At 58.9% G+C, this 19,248-nt stretch carries 16 protein-coding genes and 1 pseudogene; 10 read left to right on the top strand and 7 right to left on the bottom strand.

The window, feature by feature from the left end:
* Positions 1-112 precede the first annotated feature (112 nt).
* From JOE39_RS15170 to JOE39_RS15160, 3 genes and pseudogenes are all read right to left on the bottom strand, one after another.
* Positions 113-1,720 (bottom strand): ABC transporter substrate-binding protein, encoded by a 1,608-nt coding sequence (locus JOE39_RS15170; RefSeq protein ID WP_003424623.1) that lies wholly within the window; start codon positions 1,718-1,720, stop codon positions 113-115.
* A gap of 96 nt (positions 1,721-1,816) precedes the next feature.
* A pseudogene (locus JOE39_RS15165) lies at positions 1,817-3,373 on the bottom strand (HET-C-related protein).
* 210 nt (positions 3,374-3,583) lie between these two features.
* On the bottom strand, positions 3,584-4,297 hold the full coding sequence (locus JOE39_RS15160; RefSeq protein WP_024663588.1) for an SIMPL domain-containing protein: 714 nt from the start codon (positions 4,295-4,297) through the stop codon (positions 3,584-3,586).
* 192 nt (positions 4,298-4,489) lie between these two features.
* On the opposite strand from JOE39_RS15160, the gene JOE39_RS15155 reads away from it, so the two are divergent.
* The 9 genes from JOE39_RS15155 (at position 4,490) to JOE39_RS15115 (ending at position 14,421) form a co-directional block, all read left to right on the top strand.
* Positions 4,490-5,749 carry an ATP-binding protein gene (locus JOE39_RS15155; protein WP_004416095.1) on the top strand — a complete coding sequence of 420 codons (1,260 nt, stop codon included), beginning with the start codon at positions 4,490-4,492 and terminating at the stop codon, positions 5,747-5,749.
* The gene (locus tag JOE39_RS15150) at positions 5,746-6,309 is read left to right on the top strand and encodes a response regulator transcription factor (RefSeq protein WP_003395104.1); all 564 of its coding nucleotides are present in this window, start codon (positions 5,746-5,748) and stop codon (positions 6,307-6,309) included. Before JOE39_RS15155 ends, JOE39_RS15150 begins: the two co-directional genes overlap by 4 nt.
* Before the next feature lie 89 nt (positions 6,310-6,398).
* A complete protein-coding gene (locus tag JOE39_RS15145; RefSeq protein ID WP_016568994.1) occupies positions 6,399-8,117 on the top strand; it encodes an ABC transporter ATP-binding protein/permease in 1,719 nt (572 codons plus the stop codon).
* Positions 8,118-8,230: 113 nt separating this feature from the next.
* A complete protein-coding gene (locus tag JOE39_RS15140) occupies positions 8,231-8,980 on the top strand; it encodes a FadR/GntR family transcriptional regulator (RefSeq protein ID WP_003313750.1) in 750 nt (249 codons plus the stop codon).
* A gap of 546 nt (positions 8,981-9,526) precedes the next feature.
* Positions 9,527-10,438: a 5-dehydro-4-deoxyglucarate dehydratase gene (gene kdgD, locus JOE39_RS15135; RefSeq protein WP_003313748.1), complete on the top strand. Its 912-nt coding sequence runs from the start codon at positions 9,527-9,529 to the stop codon at positions 10,436-10,438.
* 165 nt (positions 10,439-10,603) lie between these two features.
* The gene (locus JOE39_RS15130) at positions 10,604-11,989 is read left to right on the top strand and encodes an MFS transporter (RefSeq protein ID WP_003395109.1); all 1,386 of its coding nucleotides are present in this window, start codon (positions 10,604-10,606) and stop codon (positions 11,987-11,989) included.
* 10 nt (positions 11,990-11,999) lie between these two features.
* Positions 12,000-13,553 (top strand): galactarate dehydratase, encoded by a 1,554-nt coding sequence (gene garD / locus JOE39_RS15125; RefSeq protein WP_003395112.1) that lies wholly within the window; start codon positions 12,000-12,002, stop codon positions 13,551-13,553.
* Between the two features lie 243 nt (positions 13,554-13,796).
* On the top strand, positions 13,797-14,036 hold the full coding sequence (locus JOE39_RS15120; protein WP_003340505.1) for a PLDc N-terminal domain-containing protein: 240 nt from the start codon (positions 13,797-13,799) through the stop codon (positions 14,034-14,036).
* A 190-nt stretch (positions 14,037-14,226) separates the two neighbouring features.
* Complete coding sequence (locus tag JOE39_RS15115) at positions 14,227-14,421, top strand: hypothetical protein (protein WP_003313744.1); 195 nt, start codon at positions 14,227-14,229, stop codon at positions 14,419-14,421.
* 252 nt (positions 14,422-14,673) lie between these two features.
* Here the strand turns inward: JOE39_RS15115 and JOE39_RS15110 are convergent, their stop codons facing one another.
* The 3 genes from JOE39_RS15110 to JOE39_RS15100 form a co-directional block, all read right to left on the bottom strand.
* Entirely contained in the window at positions 14,674-14,874 is a 201-nt protein-coding gene (locus JOE39_RS15110; RefSeq protein ID WP_003313743.1) for a hypothetical protein, read from the bottom strand.
* Positions 14,875-15,093: 219 nt separating this feature from the next.
* Complete coding sequence (locus JOE39_RS15105) at positions 15,094-15,879, bottom strand: sulfite exporter TauE/SafE family protein (protein ID WP_003395117.1); 786 nt, start codon at positions 15,877-15,879, stop codon at positions 15,094-15,096.
* 91 nt (positions 15,880-15,970) lie between these two features.
* Entirely contained in the window at positions 15,971-17,794 is a 1,824-nt protein-coding gene (locus tag JOE39_RS15100; RefSeq protein ID WP_003395119.1) for an EAL domain-containing protein, read from the bottom strand.
* A 363-nt stretch (positions 17,795-18,157) separates the two neighbouring features.
* Between JOE39_RS15100 and JOE39_RS15095 the strand changes: the two genes are divergently transcribed.
* A complete protein-coding gene (locus JOE39_RS15095; RefSeq protein WP_017278987.1) occupies positions 18,158-18,613 on the top strand; it encodes a GNAT family N-acetyltransferase in 456 nt (151 codons plus the stop codon).
* A 13-nt stretch (positions 18,614-18,626) separates the two neighbouring features.
* Here JOE39_RS15095 and JOE39_RS15090 read toward each other — a convergent pair whose 3' ends face one another.
* Positions 18,627-19,136 (bottom strand): GAF domain-containing protein, encoded by a 510-nt coding sequence (locus JOE39_RS15090; protein ID WP_003340514.1) that lies wholly within the window; start codon positions 19,134-19,136, stop codon positions 18,627-18,629.
* Positions 19,137-19,248 lie beyond the last annotated feature (112 nt).

The raw sequence follows: 19,248 nt of genomic DNA, 5'->3' as shown, positions 1-19,248 counted from the left end.
GAAAGTGTAACTTTCTTGAGAGTTGATCGTTTGCGCGACACTTTTTCGATTGTTTCGCGCACCAATAAGGCGCAACCGGGTGAGAAAAATGCACCCGGTTGGAGCCGTGTTGTTACTTCACTGTTCCCAGGCTGACACCATAAAAGGGTGTCAGGCCGAAGGGACTGATCTTGAAGTCCTGCACTTCCTGACGCATTGGCTGAAACACCTTGGAGTTGGCAATCGGGGTGATTGGCACCTGCTGCTTGAGAATGTGCTGAGCCTGCTGATAGAGCTTGATGCGCTCATCGCGGTCGCTGGTCAGCTTGGCCTGCTGCACCAGCTTGTCGTAAGCCGGGTCGCACCATTTGGCGTAGTTGCTGCCTTTGACGGCTGCGCAGCTGTAAAGCACGCCGAGCCAGTTGTCGGGGTCGCCGTTGTCACCGGTCCAGCCGTAGATCATTGCGTCATGTTCGCCGGCCTTGGCGCGCTTGATGTATTCGCCCCATTCATAGCTGACGATGTTGGCCTTGATACCGATCTTCTCCCAGTCGGACTGGATCATCTGTGCTGACATGCGTGCGTTGGGGTTCGACGCGCGCTGGACGGTCATGGCCCACAGGTCGATTTTGGTACCCGGCGCCACACCTGCTTCCTTGAGCAGTTGTCTGGCTTTGGTCAGGTCGTGCGGAGCATCCTTGATGGTCGGATCGAAGCTCCACTGACCCGGCGGCAGGGCATTTTCAGCCAGTTGGCCTGCGCTCTGATAAACCGCTTTGATGATCGCCGGTTTGTCGATGGCCATGTCCAGCGCCTGACGTACCTTGAGTTGGTCCAGCGGCGGATGCGTGACGTTGTAGGCCACGAAGCCCAGGTTGAAGCCGGGCTGACTGAGGACCTTGAGTTTCGGGTCCTTTTTCATTTCCTCGATGTCCTGCGGACGGGGATAGCCGCTGACCTGGCATTCGTTGGCCTTGAGCTTCTGCAGACGCACGGCGGCATCGCTGCTGATCGAGAAGATCAGGTTGTCGATCTTTACATCCTCCGGCTTCCAGTACTCGGTGTTGCCGACGTAACGGATCTGCGAATCCTTCTGGTAGCGCTTGAAGACGAACGGGCCAGTGCCGATGGGCTTCTGGTTCAAGTCCTCGGCCTTGCCTTCCTTGAGCAGTTTGTCTGCGTACTCGGCAGACTGTATGGAGGCGAAGCTCATGGCCAGGTTCTGCACGAAGGCCGCATCGATGTTGTTCAGGGTGAACTTGACGGTCAGCGGGTCGACTTTCTCGACGCTCTTGATCGTCGTATTCAGGCCCATGTCGGTGAAATAGGGCGACTCGGAAGGATATGCCTTGCGGAACGGGTGGTTGGCATCGAGCAGACGATTGAACGTGAACAGCACGTCATCGGCGTTGAACGTACGAGTCGGGGTGAAATAATCCGTGGTGTGGAATTTCACGCCGTCGCGCAGGTGAAACGTGTAGGTCAGGCCATCCGGCGAAACGTCCCAGCGCGTGGCCAGGCCTGGCTCCACTTCCGTACCGCCACGCTTGAACTGGGTCAGACGGTTGAAAACGGTTTCGGCCGAGGCATCGAAGTCGGTGCCGCTGGTGTACTGGCTGGGGTCGAAACCGGCAGGGCTGGCTTCAGAGCAATACACCAGCGTGCTTGCCGCTTGGGCCAAAGGTGCGCAGGCCAGCAGCGCGGTGGTCAACAGCAGCGGTTTGAAAAGTGTGTGTCCCATGGATCCCTCGCGTGGTACGGCAGTAACCGTGCTTGAAAGTCGACAATCAGGTAGACAACGGATAGTGCCGTACTTGGTCGGGGTCGGACAATACGCTTACTTGCCGGTAATCCTCGTCCAAAGGTCTGCCAGTGAAACACTTTCAAAGAACACGCTCAGAAAATCGCTGCCGTCCTGGCTGAAACGCTGCAAGTCATTTTGCGCGCTGTGCTGCAATTGAAGTCTGGACTGGTCCAGCTCGCTCTTGAGCGTCGCCCGCTCGACCTGTTCGGGATTGGCCTCGGCCCATTCCCGGACAATCGAGTCCTGCCAATCGCAGTCCATGGGGTGAGTGAAGAACCGCGTTGCAACCTGGACCGGATGTTCGGCGCCTTCCTTGCCATGCCACTGGCCCAGAACGGCCTGACCTACTTGCAGCACGGCCGTTCTTGCCAGTCTTGCGGCAAGTGTGTGCAGCGGGTGTTGCGCATGATCCTTGGCCAGTTGCGAATGTGACGGATCGGTCGAGCCGCTGCTATTGGGGTCTTCATCAAGCAGGGTCTGCAGGTCGTCGACGCTGTTGCCGAGCCAGATGGCCAGACTTTGCATGACGACGCCGAATGCATTGCCCAGCAATCGCCCTGGCGTACCGATGAAAGCGTAGAACTGTTCGACCTGTTAGGAGAACGGCTGGCTGGCCCATTGGTCGCGCGCGTCGAGAAAGGCCTCGTAACCCGCGAGCAGTCGCGGGTCAGGGTGCTCGCCCAGAACGATCTGAATAATCTGGTCGCGCTCGTAACGTTCTCCAGCCTTGATCGCTTCGAACGGCTTTTCGTCTGTCGAGAACATAATCCTGCCAAGCGGCTCAGCGAGGCTGGCGATGATATCGCTGCCGCCGAACGTACCGGTTACCAGAGGCAAACGGTGCTTGCAGTCTGCTTCTGACGTCCACGGCAGAATGCGCTCATGGCCGAGTTTGATCAGGCTGAGTTCGGCGAAGTTGGAGTGGGCGAAGAAGTCTTCGAGAATGTGCAGCGCCGCGCCCATGTCACGTAGACCGTCGGTAGACCCTGGGCCGCCATTGACCGCCGATTCCAGCCCCGCAGCCATCACCGGCACCGAGCGCTGAATGTAGCGCTTCATTGAGGTGTCGGGGTCGACCTTCAATAGCGGATCGTCGGGCAGCACCCAGGCGTCGAAGTCGGCGTCGCGCTCTTTTGGATTGGCCGGCTTGGGGTCAAGGGTTCTGGGGTTGTCGATGTGTTCAGCAGGGCGATAGACGCCGAGTCGCTCTGCGGTCACCACGAAGCGCGAGCGGTCTGTCTTCATCAGATCGGTGAATTCCTTGACTGCCAGTACGTCCACGATACGCGTCAGTGCGTCACGCGAAAGCAGGTCAGGGAAGCTTTTCGGCATGCTTGTCGCCCTGACGATTTTTGGATCGAGCAATTGCGAATAGTCGCGCAGCCAGTTGCCGAAATAGATCGCGCGGATTTCCTCAGGTCTGAAGCCGGCAGATTCGAGAACGCTCTCGATGGCACCATGAGTATGTGTGTGTTCGTCGCCTTCACCGGCTTCGAATCTTAAGGGGATTGGAAGCGGCTCGCGGTAGGTATTCATGTTCTGATCAATGACAGCCGCAGGGTTGCGGGAAGCGTTATGCGGGGGATTCATCCTTGATTCCTTGATGGCAATGCGCGCTTTGGCCGGGTCACTCAGCCAGGGCGACAGTGTTCGAAAGTGAGACGGCAAGTTTCGCGAGCCGCGAGCTCATCGACAATCAGGCAGCGCATCAGCAAACGTAGGAGATTGCCGAGGAAGAAAGGGAGAAAGGAGGAGGTGGGGCGTGGAAAAGGGCGGTAGTCGACACTACCGCCCTGTCATTCAAGGAATCGCGACTTCGATCACACCATCCGCCGCGACGCTGACCTGGCTGGTGCCAGCCTCGACATCGGGCGTCGGTGCTGCGTCTTCACGCAACGACTTGGCCATCATCATGACCGGCGCGCGCAGATACGGCTGCGGGTAGCCCGAGGTGTTCAGGTTCAGGTTGACCAGCTTGTAGCCTGTGCCGCCCAGCGCTTCGGTGACCAGTTGCGCACGAGCCTTGAACGCAGTCACGGCGTCCTTGAGCAGGGCGTCTTCGCTGGTCTTGCGCGTCGATGGCGAAATCGAGAAGTCCATGCCGCCCATTTTCAGGTCGGTCAGCAACTCGCCGGTCAGCTTGGACAGCACGGCAAAGTCTGCACTTTCCAGGCGCAGTTCGGCGCGTTCACGCCAGCCGGTGATCTTCTGGCCTTTATCGTCGTAGACCGGGTAGCTATTGCGGCTGCCCTGGCGGATCTTCACGTCCTTGACCTGGCGCGCCTGCCCCAGCGCCTTGTTCAGCGTCTCGGTGATCTGCGCAGCCAGTTTGGCCGGATCGCTGTCCTGCGCTTCGGTGTACAGCGTGACGAGCATCAGGTCGCGCTGCACCTCCTGGTTGACCTCTGCGCGCAGTGAAATCTGGTTGTAACGGGCTTCTTCAGCTATGGCGGGCAGGCTGGACAAAGCAGCAGCCAGCGCGACGAGGGTGGCGGCAGGGCGAAGGTTGAACATGAGAGCTCCTTGTTATCAAACGGCCTCCGACGGTGGTCGGGCGGCGCAAAGTGTTGTGACTGTAGCGCTTTGGTCCGGTTCCTGCGACGGCCGAGTGCTTCGGTGTGCGGTGCGTTGACGCACTTTTCCAGTTTTGCCTCCCGCTTGGTTATACTCGCTACGATCCGCCTGGAGCACTCATCAGGAGAGCTCATGCTCGCCCCCGTTCAAATGCTTTCAGCCACACGGCAAAACCTGTGGCGCCTGACATTCATCCGTATTCTGGTGCTGGCCGCGCAGGCTGGCTCGGTCGGTATGGCCTGGCTGTTCGACTTTCTACCATTGCCGTGGCTGCAGCTGTCGATCACTTTGGGGTGCTCGCTGGTGCTCTGCGGGCTGACGGTCATCCGCCTGCGCACATCGCTGCCGCTCACCGAGCTTGAATATGCACTGCAACTGGCGCTGGACCTCCTGATCCACAGTGCGCTGCTGTATTACTCGGGTGGCTCGGCCAACCCGTTCGTTTCCTATTATCTGGTGCCGCTGACCATTGCCGCCGCCACGCTGCCGTGGCGTTACTCGCTGATTCTGTCCGGCTTTGCGCTGAGCATGTACACCTTGCTGATGGTGCGTTCCTATCCGCTGGAAACCGACTCCATCGCCCGGGAAAACATGCAGATCTACGGCATGTGGCTGAGCTTTGCATTGGCCGCTGCGGTGATTACCTTCTTTGCTGCGAAGATGGCAGAAGAGTTGCGTCGCCAGGAGCAACTGCGTGCCGAGCGTCGCGAAGAAGGCCTGCGTGATCAGCAGTTGCTCGCCGTCGCGACCCAGGCCGCAGGGGCCGCCCATGAATTGGGAACGCCGCTGGCAACCATGAGCGTGCTGCTCAAGGAAATGCGCCAGGATCACAGCGACCCTGCGTTGCAGGATGACCTGTCCGTGCTGCAGGAGCAGGTCAAGCAGTGCAAGCAGACCCTGCAGCAACTGGTGCGCGCCGCCGAAGCCAATCGGCGCATGGCTGTCGAATATCAGCCCGCCACCCGCTGGCTGGACGAGTCCCTCAACCGCTGGCATCTGATGCGCCCGGAAGTGAGTTATCGTTTCTATCAATTGGGCAAAGGCGAGGCGCCGATGCTGGCGCCGCCGCCGGATCTGACCCAGGCACTGCTCAACCTGCTCAACAACGCTGCCGATGCCTGCCCCGATGGCCTCGAAGTCAATCTGGACTGGGACAGTGCGGAAATCTGCATCAGCATTCGCGACCATGGCGCGGGTGTGCCGCTGGCGATTGCCGAACAGATCGGCAAACCGTTCTTTACTACCAAGGGCAAAGGTTTCGGCCTCGGTCTGTTCCTGAGCAAGGCCAGCGTTACCCGTGCGGGTGGCTCGGTGAAGCTCTACAGTCATGAAGAAGGCGGTACGCTCACCGAGCTGCGCCTGCCCCGAGATACGCGAGGAGAAGAAGCATGAGTGACGATGACATCCAGGTCGAAGGCGAAGAGCTGCCGCACCTGTTGCTGGTCGATGACGACGCGACGTTCACCCGTGTGATGGCGAGGGCCATGAGCCGTCGTGGGTTTCGCGTGAGCACCGCCGGCTCGGCTGAAGAAGGGTTGGCCCTGGCGCAACAGGACATCCCCGAATACGCCGCGCTGGACCTGAAGATGGACGGCGATTCCGGTCTGGTGCTGCTGCCCAAGCTGCTGGAAATGGACCCGGACATGCGCGTGGTGATTCTCACCGGTTATTCGAGCATTGCCACGGCGGTCGAAGCGATCAAGCGCGGCGCGTGCAATTACCTGTGCAAACCGGCTGACGCTGACGACGTACTCGCGGCCCTGCTGTCCGAGCACGCCAACCTCGACACCCTGGTCCCCGAGAATCCGATGTCGGTGGATCGCCTGCAGTGGGAGCATATCCAGCGCGTGCTGACCGAGCACGAGGGCAATATTTCAGCGACCGCGCGGGCGCTGGGCATGCACCGCCGGACCTTGCAGCGCAAGTTGCAGAAGCGCCCCGTGCGGCGTTAATGAAGGTTTTTTCATAGTGATCGCGTAGGCGTTTTTTTGCTTCATTGTGCTCAGGCATCGTACGTTCAAAGAGAGCGAGCCTGAACCACATGAATCGCAATGCTGAATATTCTGCCGTCAACGATACTGTGCAAGGAGCATTTCTACCCCGCGTCTGGAAGCTGATAACGCCGTACTGGCGCAGTGAGGAAAAGACCACTGCCTGGCTGCTGCTGGTCTCGGTGATCGCGCTGTCGCTGTTCAGCGTGCAGGTCTCGGTATTTTTCAACAGCTGGTACCGAGACTTCTACAACGCTTTGCAAAACAAGGATCTTGCCGCGTTCACCCACCTGATCCTGTACTTCAGCGGCATCGCCGCGATCGCCATTCTGGCTGCGGTCTATCGCCTGTACCTGACCCAGTTGCTGACCATCCGCTGGCGTCGCTGGCTGACGGAGCAACACTTCGCGCGCTGGCTCGCCGACAAGAACTACTACCAGTTGGAGCAGGGTGGTTACACCGATAACCCTGACCAGCGTCTGTCCGAAGACCTCAATGAGTTCACCACCAGCACGCTCAGCCTGGGGCTGGGACTGATGAGCTCGGTGGTCAGTCTGGTGTCGTTTTCGGTAATTCTCTGGGGCGTGTCGGGCAGTATCGAGCTGTTCGGCGTGACCATTCCCGGCTACATGTTCTGGGCGGCCATGCTTTATGCACTGGTGGGCAGCCTGCTGACACACTGGATCGGCAAGCGGCTGATCCCGTTGAACAACCAGCAGGAGCGATTCGAGGCAGACCTGCGTTTCGCGCTGGTGCGTGTACGCGAAAACGCCGAAAGCATTGCCTTGTCCGAGGGCGAACGCAATGAAAACCAGCGCCTGAGCGGGCGCTTCATGATGATCTGGAATAACTTCCGGGCCTCGATGAAGGTCCAGAAACGGCTGACGTTCTTCACCTCGGGCTATTCGCAGATTGCGCTGATCTTTCCGTTCATCGTGGCCGCGCCACGGTATTTCGCCGGCAAGATCGAGCTGGGCGATTTGATGCAGATCAACTCGGCATTCGGCAACGTGCAGGAGAACTTCAGCTGGTTCATCAGCGCCTATAGCACGCTGGCGTCATGGCGCGCCACCAGCGACCGTCTGCTCAGCTTCCGCCAGGCCATGACTGACAATGAAGGTCGGCAGCCGGCCATCGAAAGAATTCACGCCAACGACACGCTGGACCTGCGCAATCTGGGCTTGAGCATCGCCGGTGGGCGTCAATTGCTGAGCGACGCCAGTCTGCAGGTCGGCGCGGGAGAGCGGGTGATGCTCAGCGGTCGTTCTGGCAGTGGCAAAAGCTCATTATTGAGGGCGCTGGGCGGTCTCTGGCCCGAGGGTTCGGGGCAGATCCGCTTGCCCACCGGCACGGCGCTGTTCCTGCCGCAACGGCCTTACCTGCCCATCGGCACATTGCGTGAGGCAATGAGTTATCCACAACCCGCCGAACATTACCCGGCCCTGCGCTTTGCCGAGGTACTGGAGCAGTGCCGTCTGGCGCACCTGATACCGCGTCTGGACGAAAGCAATCACTGGCAGCGTTTTCTCTCACCGGGCGAGCAGCAACGGGTGGCGTTCGCTCGCGCGCTGTTGGTCGCGCCGAACTGGCTGTATGTGGATGAGGCCACTTCGGCCATGGACGAAGATGACGAAGCGGCCATGCACCAGGCAGTCATCGACGGGCTACCGGGCATGACGCTGATCAGTGTCGGGCACCGCAGCAGCCTGAAACGCTTCCATGGCCGGCATGTGCGTGTCGAGGGCGGCAAATTGATCGAGCAAGCGTAATCAGCAACGTTTTGAGGTTGATGCTATAGGGGACACGGCGCTTTTGAGGGTGTGATCATACAACCGCTGAGCTATGATTAGCCCATGTTTAGCAGTCCAGAGATCGATGTTGGATGGAAAATCAAAGCGCTCTGCCCCGCGCCCGCAGAAAACACCGCAGCCTCGCGCAGGAGCTGGTGACAGAGCTGTCCGAGCGTATTCGCAGCGGTCAGCTCAAGCGCGGCGACAAACTGCCCACCGAATCCGCAATCATGGAAGAGCAGGGCGTCAGCAGGACGGTCGTGCGTGAAGCGATTTCGCGTCTGCAGGCCTCTGGTCTGGTCGAGACCCGTCATGGCATCGGCACCTTCGTGCTCGACACGCCGAGCCCCAGTGGCTTCAGGATTGACCCGGCGACCATCGTCACCCTGCGTGATGTACTGGCGATTCTCGAATTGCGCATCAGCCTTGAGGTCGAGTCGGCAGGCCTGGCAGCCCAGCGGCGCAGTGATGAACAGCTGGCAGCCATGCGTTCTGCGCTGGACGCGCTCAATGAAAGCGCGGCACACGCCACCGATGCCGTGGCGTCGGACTTCCAGTTCCATCTGCAGATTGCCTTGTCGACCGGCAATCGCTACTTCACCGACATCATGACCCACCTGGGCACCAGTATCATTCCGCGTACCCGGCTGAATTCGGCGCGTCTGGCGCATGATGACCAGCAGCACTACATGGATCGGCTGAGCCGCGAGCACGAAGAAATCTTCGACGCCATCGCCCGCCAGGACTCCGATGCGGCCCGCGCCGCCATGCGCCTGCACCTCACCAACAGCCGCGAACGCCTGCGCCATGCGCACGAAGAGGCTGAATCGCAGCGGGCTTGATGCTTAAAAAGAGGAAGCAGAACGTTCTGAACTGACCCCAAAAAGTTGGACGGTTGACTATCGTTCCCATGCTCCGCGTGGGAATGCAGTTCGTGACGCTCTGCGTCACACGGCGGTTTTTCATTGTCTGGTGGATCGAGGTTCGACTCAGGTCACCTTTTCGCCCCTCGGCGACTCACTTTGAGGGACCAAAGTGAGCAAAGTCCCTGGCTCCGTTTCCGGCCCGACTTCGTCGGGTTCCTTCGCCCTGTCACTTACGTCGCACTCTGCGTCGTCCGTGCCATCGTGGTAGAAAAGCACTTTTGCGGCAATGGCTGCGGTGTTGACTATCGTTGCGCACGCTCCAGCGTGGGAATGCCGGTCTTGACGCTCCACGTCAAACATATGCGCGGCAGCGTAAAAATCAAAACCGGACCTCGTCCTCTCCCTCTGAAAAAACCCGAAAATCCCTGTTGAGTGATTCTATTATCAGTTGTACGATGACTTACGACATCGGCCCTGACCCGGTGATCCTCTAACAATTATGTCCTCCAGGGTGTTCGAATAATGAATCCACAAGAACTGAAGTCCATCCTCTCATCCGGTCTGCTGTCCTTCCCGGTTACCGATTTCAATGCCCAAGGCGACTTCCACCGCGCCGGCTACATCAAACGTCTCGAGTGGCTGGCCCCTTATGGCGCAAGCGCTCTGTTCGCCGCGGGCGGCACCGGTGAGTTTTTCTCCCTGGCTGCCAGCGAATACTCCGAAATCATCAAGACTGCCGTCGACACTTGCGCCACCAGCGTGCCAATCCTGGCCGGTGTAGGCGGTGCGACTCGTCAGGCCATCGAGTACGCGCAGGAAGCCGAGCGCCTGGGCGCCAAGGGCTTGTTGTTGCTGCCGCATTACCTGACCGAAGCCAGTCAGGACGGCGTTGCCGCTCATGTCGAAGCCGTGTGCAAATCGGTGAAGATCGGTGTGGTGGTCTACAACCGTAACGTCTGCCGCCTGACGCCAACCCTGCTGGAACAACTGGCCGAGCGTTGCCCGAACCTGATCGGTTACAAGGATGGCCTGGGTGATATCGAACTGATGGTTTCGATCCGCCGCCGTCTCGGTGACCGCTTCTCGTACCTGGGCGGCCTGCCGACCGCTGAAGTCTATGCCGCTGCCTACAAGGCGCTGGGCGTGCCGGTCTATTCGTCCGCAGTGTTCAACTTCGTACCGAAACTGGCGATGGACTTCTACCACGCCATCGCCCGCGACGATCATCAGGCGGTCGGCAAGTACATCGACGATTTCTTCCTGCCTTACCTGGAAATCCGCAACCGCAAGGCTGGCTATGCTGTGAGCATCGTCAAAGCCGGCGCGAAGATCGCCGGTTATGACGCAGGTCCGGTGCGCGCGCCGTTGACTGATCTGACCCCAGACGAGTGCGACATGCTCGCTGCACTGATGGACAAGCAAGGCAAGCAATAACATCTGCCACGACAAAGCCGCTGAGCGATCAGCGGTTTTTTCGTTGCACTGCATGACCCTTACAGGTGGCAGAGGTCGTCGCCGTGACGCTGCCAAGGGGCCTGTAACGCTACACCCAAAAAACAGCTTTACCCGCGTAAAAAAATAATCAGTGGGAGCTCTACCATGCAAAAGTCCAAGCCGACGCACGTCCGCTATTTGATCCTGTTGATGCTGTTTCTGGTCACCACGATCAACTATGCCGACCGCGCCACCATCGCTATCGCTGGTTCCAGCATTCAGAAAGACCTGGGCATCAGTGCCGTCACGCTGGGCTATATCTTCTCCGCATTCGGCTGGGCCTACGTGGCCGGTCAGATTCCCGGTGGCTGGCTGCTCGACCGTTTCGGGTCGAAGAAAGTCTACGCCATGAGCATTTTCACCTGGTCGCTGTTCACCCTGCTGCAAGGCTATGTGGGCGAGTTCGGCGTCTCCACGGCAATCGTTGCGCTGTTCATGCTGCGCTTTCTGGTCGGTCTGGCCGAAGCGCCGTCCTTCCCGGGCAACGCGCGCATTGTCGCCGCCTGGTTCCCGACTGCCGAACGCGGTACTGCTTCGGCGATCTTCAACTCGGCGCAGTACTTCGCCACCGTGCTGTTCGCTCCGCTGATGGGCTGGATTGTCTACACCTACGGCTGGCAGCACGTGTTCGTGGTGATGGGCGCGTTCGGTATCGTGTTCTCCATGATCTGGATGAAGGTCATCTACGGCCCGCGCAATCACCCGATGATCAACGAGGCCGAACTGGAGCACATTTCCAGCAATGGCGCGCTGGTCGATCTGGATCAGGACAAGGGTAAAGGCACGCAAAAAACAGCCAGCAGCGGTCCCAAGTGGGATTACATCCGCCAGTTGCTGACCAACCGCATGATGCTGGGTATCTACCTCAGCCAATACTGCATCAACGGCATCACCTACTTCTTCCTGACCTGGTTCCCGGTGTACCTGGTTCAGGAACGCGGCATGACCATCCTCAAGGCCGGCATCATCGCGTCTCTGCCAGCGATCTGCGGTTTCATCGGCGGGGTGTTGGGCGGGATCATTTCCGACTACCTGCTGCGCAAGGGCCATTCGCTGACCTTCGCGCGCAAGGCGCCGATCATCGGTGGTCTGCTGCTGTCGACCTCGATCGTGACTTGCAACTATGTCGATATTGAATGGGTGGTCGTGGGCTTCATGGCCCTGGCATTCTTCGGCAAGGGCGTGGGTGCGCTGGGCTGGGCTGTGATGTCCGACGTATCGCCCAAGCAGATCGCCGGTTTGAGCGGCGGCCTGTTCAACACCTTCGGTAACATTGCATCGATCACCACTCCGATCGTGATTGGCTACATCATCAGCAGCACCGGCTCGTTCAAATGGGCGCTGGTGTTCGTGGGCGCCAACGCGCTGCTGGCGGTGATCAGTTACATTTTCATCGTGGGTGAAATCAAGCGTGTGGAATTGAAAGAGCCGCCTGCCAAGGGGCCATTGCTGAACGACTCGGTCAGCGACCTTTCCGAAGCAAAATCCTGAGGAAACCGTGATGAACCTGATTCAACATGCCGATTCGCCACGTTATATCCGGCTGCATCCGCTGGATAACGTCGTGGTTGTGGTCAACGACCAGGGTGTACCGGCCGGAACCGAATTCGACAACGGCCTGGTCACTGTCGATAACGTACCGCAGAGCCACAAGGTCAGTACCGTTGACCTGGCCGTGGGCGAGGCCGTGATTCGTTACGGCCACACCATTGGCTATGCACTGCAACCGATACCGCGCGGCAGTTGGGTCAGGGAAGACCAGCTGCGCATGCCTTCCGCGCCGGCGCTGGACAGCCTGCCGATGTCCGATGCGGTGCCGGAAAAGCAGGCGCCGCTCGAGGGTTACACTTTCGAGGGCTATCGCAACGCTGACGGTACTGTGGGCACTCGCAACATTCTCGGCATCACCACCACCGTGCAGTGCGTGACCGGTGTGCTCGACCATGCGGTCAAGCGTATCCGTGACGAGTTGTTGCCCAAGTACCCGAACGTCGATGACGTCGTGGCGCTGACCCACAGCTATGGCTGCGGCGTGGCTATTACGGCCACCGATGCCTACATCCCTATCCGCACGGTGCGCAATCTGGCACGCAACCCGAATCTGGGTGGCGAGGCGCTGGTGATCAGCCTGGGCTGTGAGAAATTGCAGGCCGGGCAGGTCATGCATGAAGGCGACAGCTCGGTGGACCTCAGCGAGCCCTGGCTGTATCGGCTGCAGGACTCCAGCCACGGTTTCAATGAAATGATCGAGCAGATCATGGAGCTGGCCGAGACGCGTTTGAAAAAGCTGGATCTGCGGCGTCGCGAGACGGTTCCTGCGTCCGAGTTGATTCTGGGCATGCAGTGCGGCGGCAGTGATGCGTTTTCCGGCATTACCGCCAACCCGGCGCTGGGTTATGCATCCGATCTGCTGCTCCGCGCCGGCGCGACGGTGATGTTTTCCGAAGTGACCGAAGTGCGGGATGCCATCTATCTGCTGACCTCCCGCGCACAGGATCAGGACGTCGCACAGGCACTGGTGCGGGAGATGGACTGGTACGACCGCTATCTGGCCAAAGGTGAGGCAGATCGAAGCGCCAATACCACGCCGGGCAACAAGAAGGGCGGGTTGTCGAACATCGTCGAGAAGTCCTTGGGGTCGATCGTCAAGTCGGGCAGCAGCGCCATCAACGGCGTACTTGGCCCAGGTGAGCGTGTCAGCAGCAAGGGGTTGATCTTCTGCGCGACACCGGCCAGTGACTTCGTCTGCGGCACCTTGCAACTGGCTGCCGGCATGAACCTGCATGTATTCACCACCGGACGCGGTACTCCGTATGGTCTGGCGATGGCGCCTGTAGTGAAGGTCTCGACCCGCACCGAGCTGGCCCAGCGCTGGCCTGATCTGATCGACATAGACGCTGGACGCATCGCGACCGGACGCGCGAGCATCGAGGACCTGGGCTGGGAGCTTTTCCACTTCTACCTGGACGTGGCCAGCGGCAAGAAGAAGACCTGGACCGAGCATTACCGGCTGCACAACGACATTACGCTCTTCAATCCGGCACCGATTACCTGACTGGAGGGTAACGCGGAGCGTCACGAACGGCATGCCCACGCTGGAGCGGGAGGAACGATCTGTGTCGGAATACGCCTGTCGTGCCCATGCTCTGCGTTGGTACGAGGTTCGGGACGCTCTGCGTCCGCGCTGAGCACCCGGTCACAATCCGAAATATTCTCTGAACTTTAAGGTCCTTTTTGACCTCTTCTACAGTAGGGCAGCCGGTCTGGCTGCCTTCGTTGATGGTGCAGGAGATTTCAAATGGGTTGGATATCGGAAAATCATTTGTGGTTGTTCGCAGCGCTGACCGCCCTGATCGTGATTTCGGACATCTGGGCAGTACTGCGTATTCGCAAGAGCAAGACACAATCCAGCAACAAGCTGATGTGGATCATTGTCGTTGTTGCCGTGCCAATCGTTGGTGTGCTGGCTCTGCTGATTGCGGGTCCGCGTCATGTGGACACACCGGCCAGACCTGAGCAGCAAAGCACCAAGTACTGACCCCGCTTTTCAAAAATACCCCGCCTGCGGGCGTGGGTATTTTTCCTTCTAGAGTGTTCCCTCCTGTTTTTCAGCACCTTTGCTCACAAAGGTGAGATGTCGGCTGGCAAAAATAAAAAACTCTGCAATTCTTTTGCAATGGTGAGGTGTTTACATGCTTGCCATCCAGACGTGAACAAGGAGAAAGCGTATGTCGATCATGACCAAGTGGGCGTTACAGGCAGCTGCGTTGTTTGTGTTGGGCTGGATGGCGGTTTCGGTAGCAAGCTGGAGCAATGACGTGGCCAATGGCACCGGCAGTGATCGGCTGGCAGAGCTGAATGCAGGCGTATTGAGCAGCCCGGTGCTGGCTGTGTCATCGTCGCCGGCAGCGCAAGGGGAGTAATCCTGCCGGATCAGCGGGCGAGCACCGGCACTTTTCTGCAGGCAAAAAAATGGCCCACAACGGGGTGGGCCAAATGGGATTCATCAAAGGAGTAGGGTCAATTTACGCAGCCGGACGTGAAGGGGATGTGAAACGGATGTCATGGAAACGAGAAGTGGTTCGATAATTCAAGCGGCGTCATGACAAGGTGAAACAGCGTCGACCATTATCTGGCAACGCTGTGTCGAGTGATTCGCAGGGGAGGGCGTCGGTCTAGCGGGCGGCCGCCTGAACGCTTATTTCAGCGGCGGCGCGGCGTGCCATATGCGGCAGCGAATGAGGCGCGTCGATTCTGGATTTCATGCGGTCGGCAAATTCTCTGGCTTCCTGCCAGCTCCGGCATTTGACCGGATAGTCGTCCAGTATTACAACCCAAGCGTCGCCATATACACCTTCTTCAATTCGGATGAGCATTGTTGGCATCTCCTTTCTGTGAGGGTAAGTCTGTGCCGGGTCATCGGCGCTAAAGCAGACGCCCGAAATCCTGCGCCGAAAATCGGTGTCTCGCTACAAAAAATTACAATTCCCGATGAGTGTGCACGGGCTGCAAGCAAATGGGATCTGCAGCTTTCAAGGCTGTGTTCGTGGGCAAGCCTGACTCAGAAATGTGACAGGCTGATGGATAAGCGCCGATCAGAACGCCAGCTTGAAACCGATCATGCCCAGCATGATGGCCAGGAAGGGCCGTAGCAGGTCATCGGAGACGCGGCCTGCCATGTGGCTGCCCAGGTAGATGCCGGGCAGTGAGCCCATCAGCAGCCAGCCCAGCAATTCCCAGTTCATGTTGCCCATGCTCGCATGACCCAGACCTGCAACCAGCGTGAGAGGCACCGCGTGGGCGATCTCGGTACCCACCAGACGCCGGGTCGGCAGCAGTGGATAGAGGATGAACAACGCCACCGTGCCCAACGCACCCGCGCCGATGGAGGTGAGTGCGACCATGGTGCCGAGGATCAGACCGGTGATGACGGTCAGTACCGTCAGGCTGGTGCCGCTGAAAAACGAGTAGCCGTCCCCGCGTCGGTGAGCAAAGGCCAGCAGTTTTTTCTTGAACAGCACGGCGAGTGCGGTCAGCAGCAGCACAAACCCGAGGGCCTGTTTGATAATCGCGTTAAGCGCCTCGGGAGCGGTATGCAGGGTGCTCAGAAACCACAGCGTCATGAGCACCGCCGGCACGCTGCCCAAGGTCAGCAACCCGGTGACTTTCCAGTCGATGTTGTCGTGCTTGCGATGGACCAGAACCCCGCCGGATTTGGTAATCGCCGCGTACAGCAAGTCGGTGCCGACCGCCGTGGCCGGATTGATGCCGAACCACAACAGTATCGGCGTCATCAGCGAGCCGCCGCCGACTCCGGTCATGCCAACGATGAATCCGACTACCAGCCCTGCAACGACGAAACCCAGACCACCCGCTTCCATATCCAACCTTTTTCAAGCAAACGCATAGGCAAAAAGTGGCGGGCAGCATAACGGCTTGTGGTGTAAACGGTTATGAAGATGTGTTCTAAGGTTATAACCGTTTGTCGCGCACGATTGCCGCTTCTGCGGCTTGGGCAGCACTCTGCAGGCGTTGGTTCGGGCCGATCCAGTTCAGAAGAGCCTCGGCTTCCATGGGTTTGGCGATCAGGTAGCCTTGGCCTTCATCGCAACCCCACTGCTTGACCAGGCGACGAATCTCATCGGTTTCGATGCCCTCGGCCACGACCCAGTAACCGAGCTTCTTGGCCAGACCGATCAATGCCTTGACCAGACGCTGATCGGTTTTGTCGGACGCCAGATTGCGGATCAGCGACTGGTCGAGCTTGACCGTCGTCGCAGGCAACTGCCGCAGGTAATTCCAGTTGCTGTAGCCCGTGCCGAAGTCATCGATTGCCACATCCATGCCCATCTGACGCATGCGCTCCAGTTGGTGGCGTACTTCTGCCGGGTTGTGCATCAACGCGCCTTCAGTGAACTCCAGCTCGAAGCGGGTAGGGTCGATTTTGTGCTTGCCCAGCAGACGGATCATCCGGTCAGTGAACGCAGGGCCGGTGAGGTCTTCGGGCGTCACGTTGATCGCAATACGGAAATCGAAGCCCTGTTGCTGCCAGCGAGCGGCCTGTTCGATAGCACTGGTCAGCACCCAAAGGCTCAGCGGGCGCATCAGCGCGGTCTTCTCGGCCAGCGGCACGAACTCGGCAGGCCCGATGGCCCCGAGCGTGGGGTGATTCCAGCGCAGCAGGGCCTCTACCGACGTACACAGGCCGGAGTCGAGGTCGATGCGCGGCTGGTAGACCAGACGCAGTTGATCGTCAGCGTGCACCGCCCCGGTCAACGAACTGAGCAGTTTGAAAGCACGCTGCTGGGCGGCGTCGAAGTGCGGTTCATACATCGCCCAGCCGAGATCGCGGTCGCGGGCATCGTCGGCGGCGCTGATGACCATGCGCATCCAGTCCTGTTCTTCGGCCGGATTGCGGTTCAGGGTCACGACTCCCAGGCCGACCTGCATCTGTACCGGAATGCCCCGGCACTCAACGGGCGTCTCGAAGTCTTTGAGGATGGTGCGAAACAGGTGTTCGGGCGTGCGATCGCCAGCCAACAGAAAGCCGAAGCGCGTAGGGCTGACCTTGTACAGGGAACAGGTCGGCGGCAGCAGGCACTCCAGTCGGCTTTTGATCGCCGTCACCAGATCCTGCGAGAAGCTGTAACCCAGGGCCTTGACGATGTCGTTGAGGAACGCTGAGGTAATCATGTCCACCACGACCAACTGATAATCGACACTGGATGCCACTGCCTGACTGATGTCTTCCTGCAGGCGCGAGCGGTTGTACAAGCCGGTGGGCTGATCAATGAAGCAACTGAGTCTCAGGCCGACAATGCGCTTCATGACCAGTGAGGCAAAGCGCTTGAGCATCTGCGTCTGGTACTCGCTCATCGGCTCGCGCGGCTTGGTGTCGATCACGCACAGGCTGCCCAGGGCAATGCCGTCATCGGTGATCAGTGGCGCGCCTGCGTAGTAACGAATGTCAGGGTGGCCGGTGACCAGGCTGTTGTTCACGAAGCGTTGGTCGAGCGTCGCGTCGGGAATCTCGAACAGCGTGTCGGAAAGGATGGTGTAGGCGCAGAAGGACACGTTACGCGGTGTTTCACGGGCATTCAGGCCCACCCTGGCGCGGAACCACTGACGATGCTCATCGACGATCGAGATCAGGGCAATCGGCGTCTCGAAAAATGCAGCGGTCATCGCGACGATTTCATCGAATACGTCATCGGACGTATCTTCAAGTACGCACAGCTCCCGTATGCGCAACAGACGTTGCGTTTCATTCAGGGGAATGGGGGCACTGGCGTTCATGATGATTCTCAATGGATACTCGATGATGACTATATGACATCACGAAACTCACTTTAACAGACGAAAAGATTCCGACCACAGCGGCGAGATACCGATTAATCGGCCGCAGATCGGATTTTTTGAACGCTATCGTTGTTCAAGCCGCACACGGCGAGGGGTTGGCCTTTTATTTACGGTATGTTGCCAGTGCTACCATTCGTCGACTGGCCGAAAATAAGTAAATCGAGTGCCGTCATGCAGGCTCTTCGGCTACGTTTTTTACGTGCTGAGTGAGCAAAGGCTTCATCTTATGAAGGCGTGTGTTGCTTGCCTGCTCTCTCTGAAAATGAGCTCACCCATTGCAAGGTAATCAGGAGCCACACCATGAACATCGAGGTGCGACCCGCCGGCATGGCGGACGCTGATGCCATCAGCCGCGTGGTATTGGCGGCCTTGCGAACCAGCAATGCCAAGGACTATCCCGCCAGTGTGATCGAGCGCGTGCAATTGAGTTTCAGCCCGGCTGCGATCGAGCAGCTCATGCAACAGCGGCAAGTGTTCGTGGCGTCAGAGGGTCACGTGGTGAGAGGCACTGCGAGTCTGGAGGGCGAGGTCGTGCGCTCGGTATTTGTCGACCCTGAGAGGCATCGGCAGGGGATCGGGCGTTTGTTGATGGCCGAGCTGGAGGTTGTCGCACGCAAGGCGGGCGCGGCGCGGATGGTTGTACCGTCATCCTTGACTGCGCGGGAGTTCTATCTGGCGCTGGGCTTCAGCGCAGTGCGGGAACATCTGGAGGGAGAAGAGCGCACATTGATCATGGAGCGGCAACTGCGCGTTTGAGGCATTCCATACCTTAAGCGGTGACTTCCTGTATCTCCTGCATTTCCTGCAGTTGATAGTGCGCGTACAGGGTGCTGGCTATCAGCGTGCAAAACACTTTCAGGGTATCGAGGGTATTGGCGTCATCGAGTGGCGCAGGCTTGGTATCCAGGCCGCACAGGGTGCCGAAGAAATCGCCGTTGGGAAAAATGATCGGCAACGAGAAGTAGCTCTGGAAACCGTACATTTTAGTAATGGGATGCTCTGCGTAGACGGGGTCGGTCGCGACTTCGTTGATTACGATAGGCTGGCGGTGCAGACGCAACTCATTGCAGAACGTGGTCTCCAGCTTGAGCTGATGACCGGCTTCCAGCCCGAACTGAATTTCGTCGTAAACAGCGCATGCGGTCCAGCTGGCCTCGGTGACTTTGGCAATGGCCGCAAATCTTAGCCCGGTCAGCCGGGTTACCAGCCTTAACAGACTGGAAGTGGCCTCGATTTCACTGATGACTGCCAGCTCTGCGGAAGTCAGGTTGTTATTCAAAATGTCTCACCCTGGTCATAAAAAGCACTGATGCGGCCTTGGCAGTACGCCGGGCGCTGCCGATCCCGTGCAGGAAGTGATCGTGTCATACCTGATCGTGGCTTACATGAAA

Source organism: Pseudomonas sp. PvP100 (assembly GCF_017833055.1).
GTDB classification, from domain to species: domain Bacteria; phylum Pseudomonadota; class Gammaproteobacteria; order Pseudomonadales; family Pseudomonadaceae; genus Aquipseudomonas; species Aquipseudomonas syringae.
Note: the sequence above shows the minus strand (reverse complement) of the source record. Positions and strands in the feature narration are given on the sequence as shown.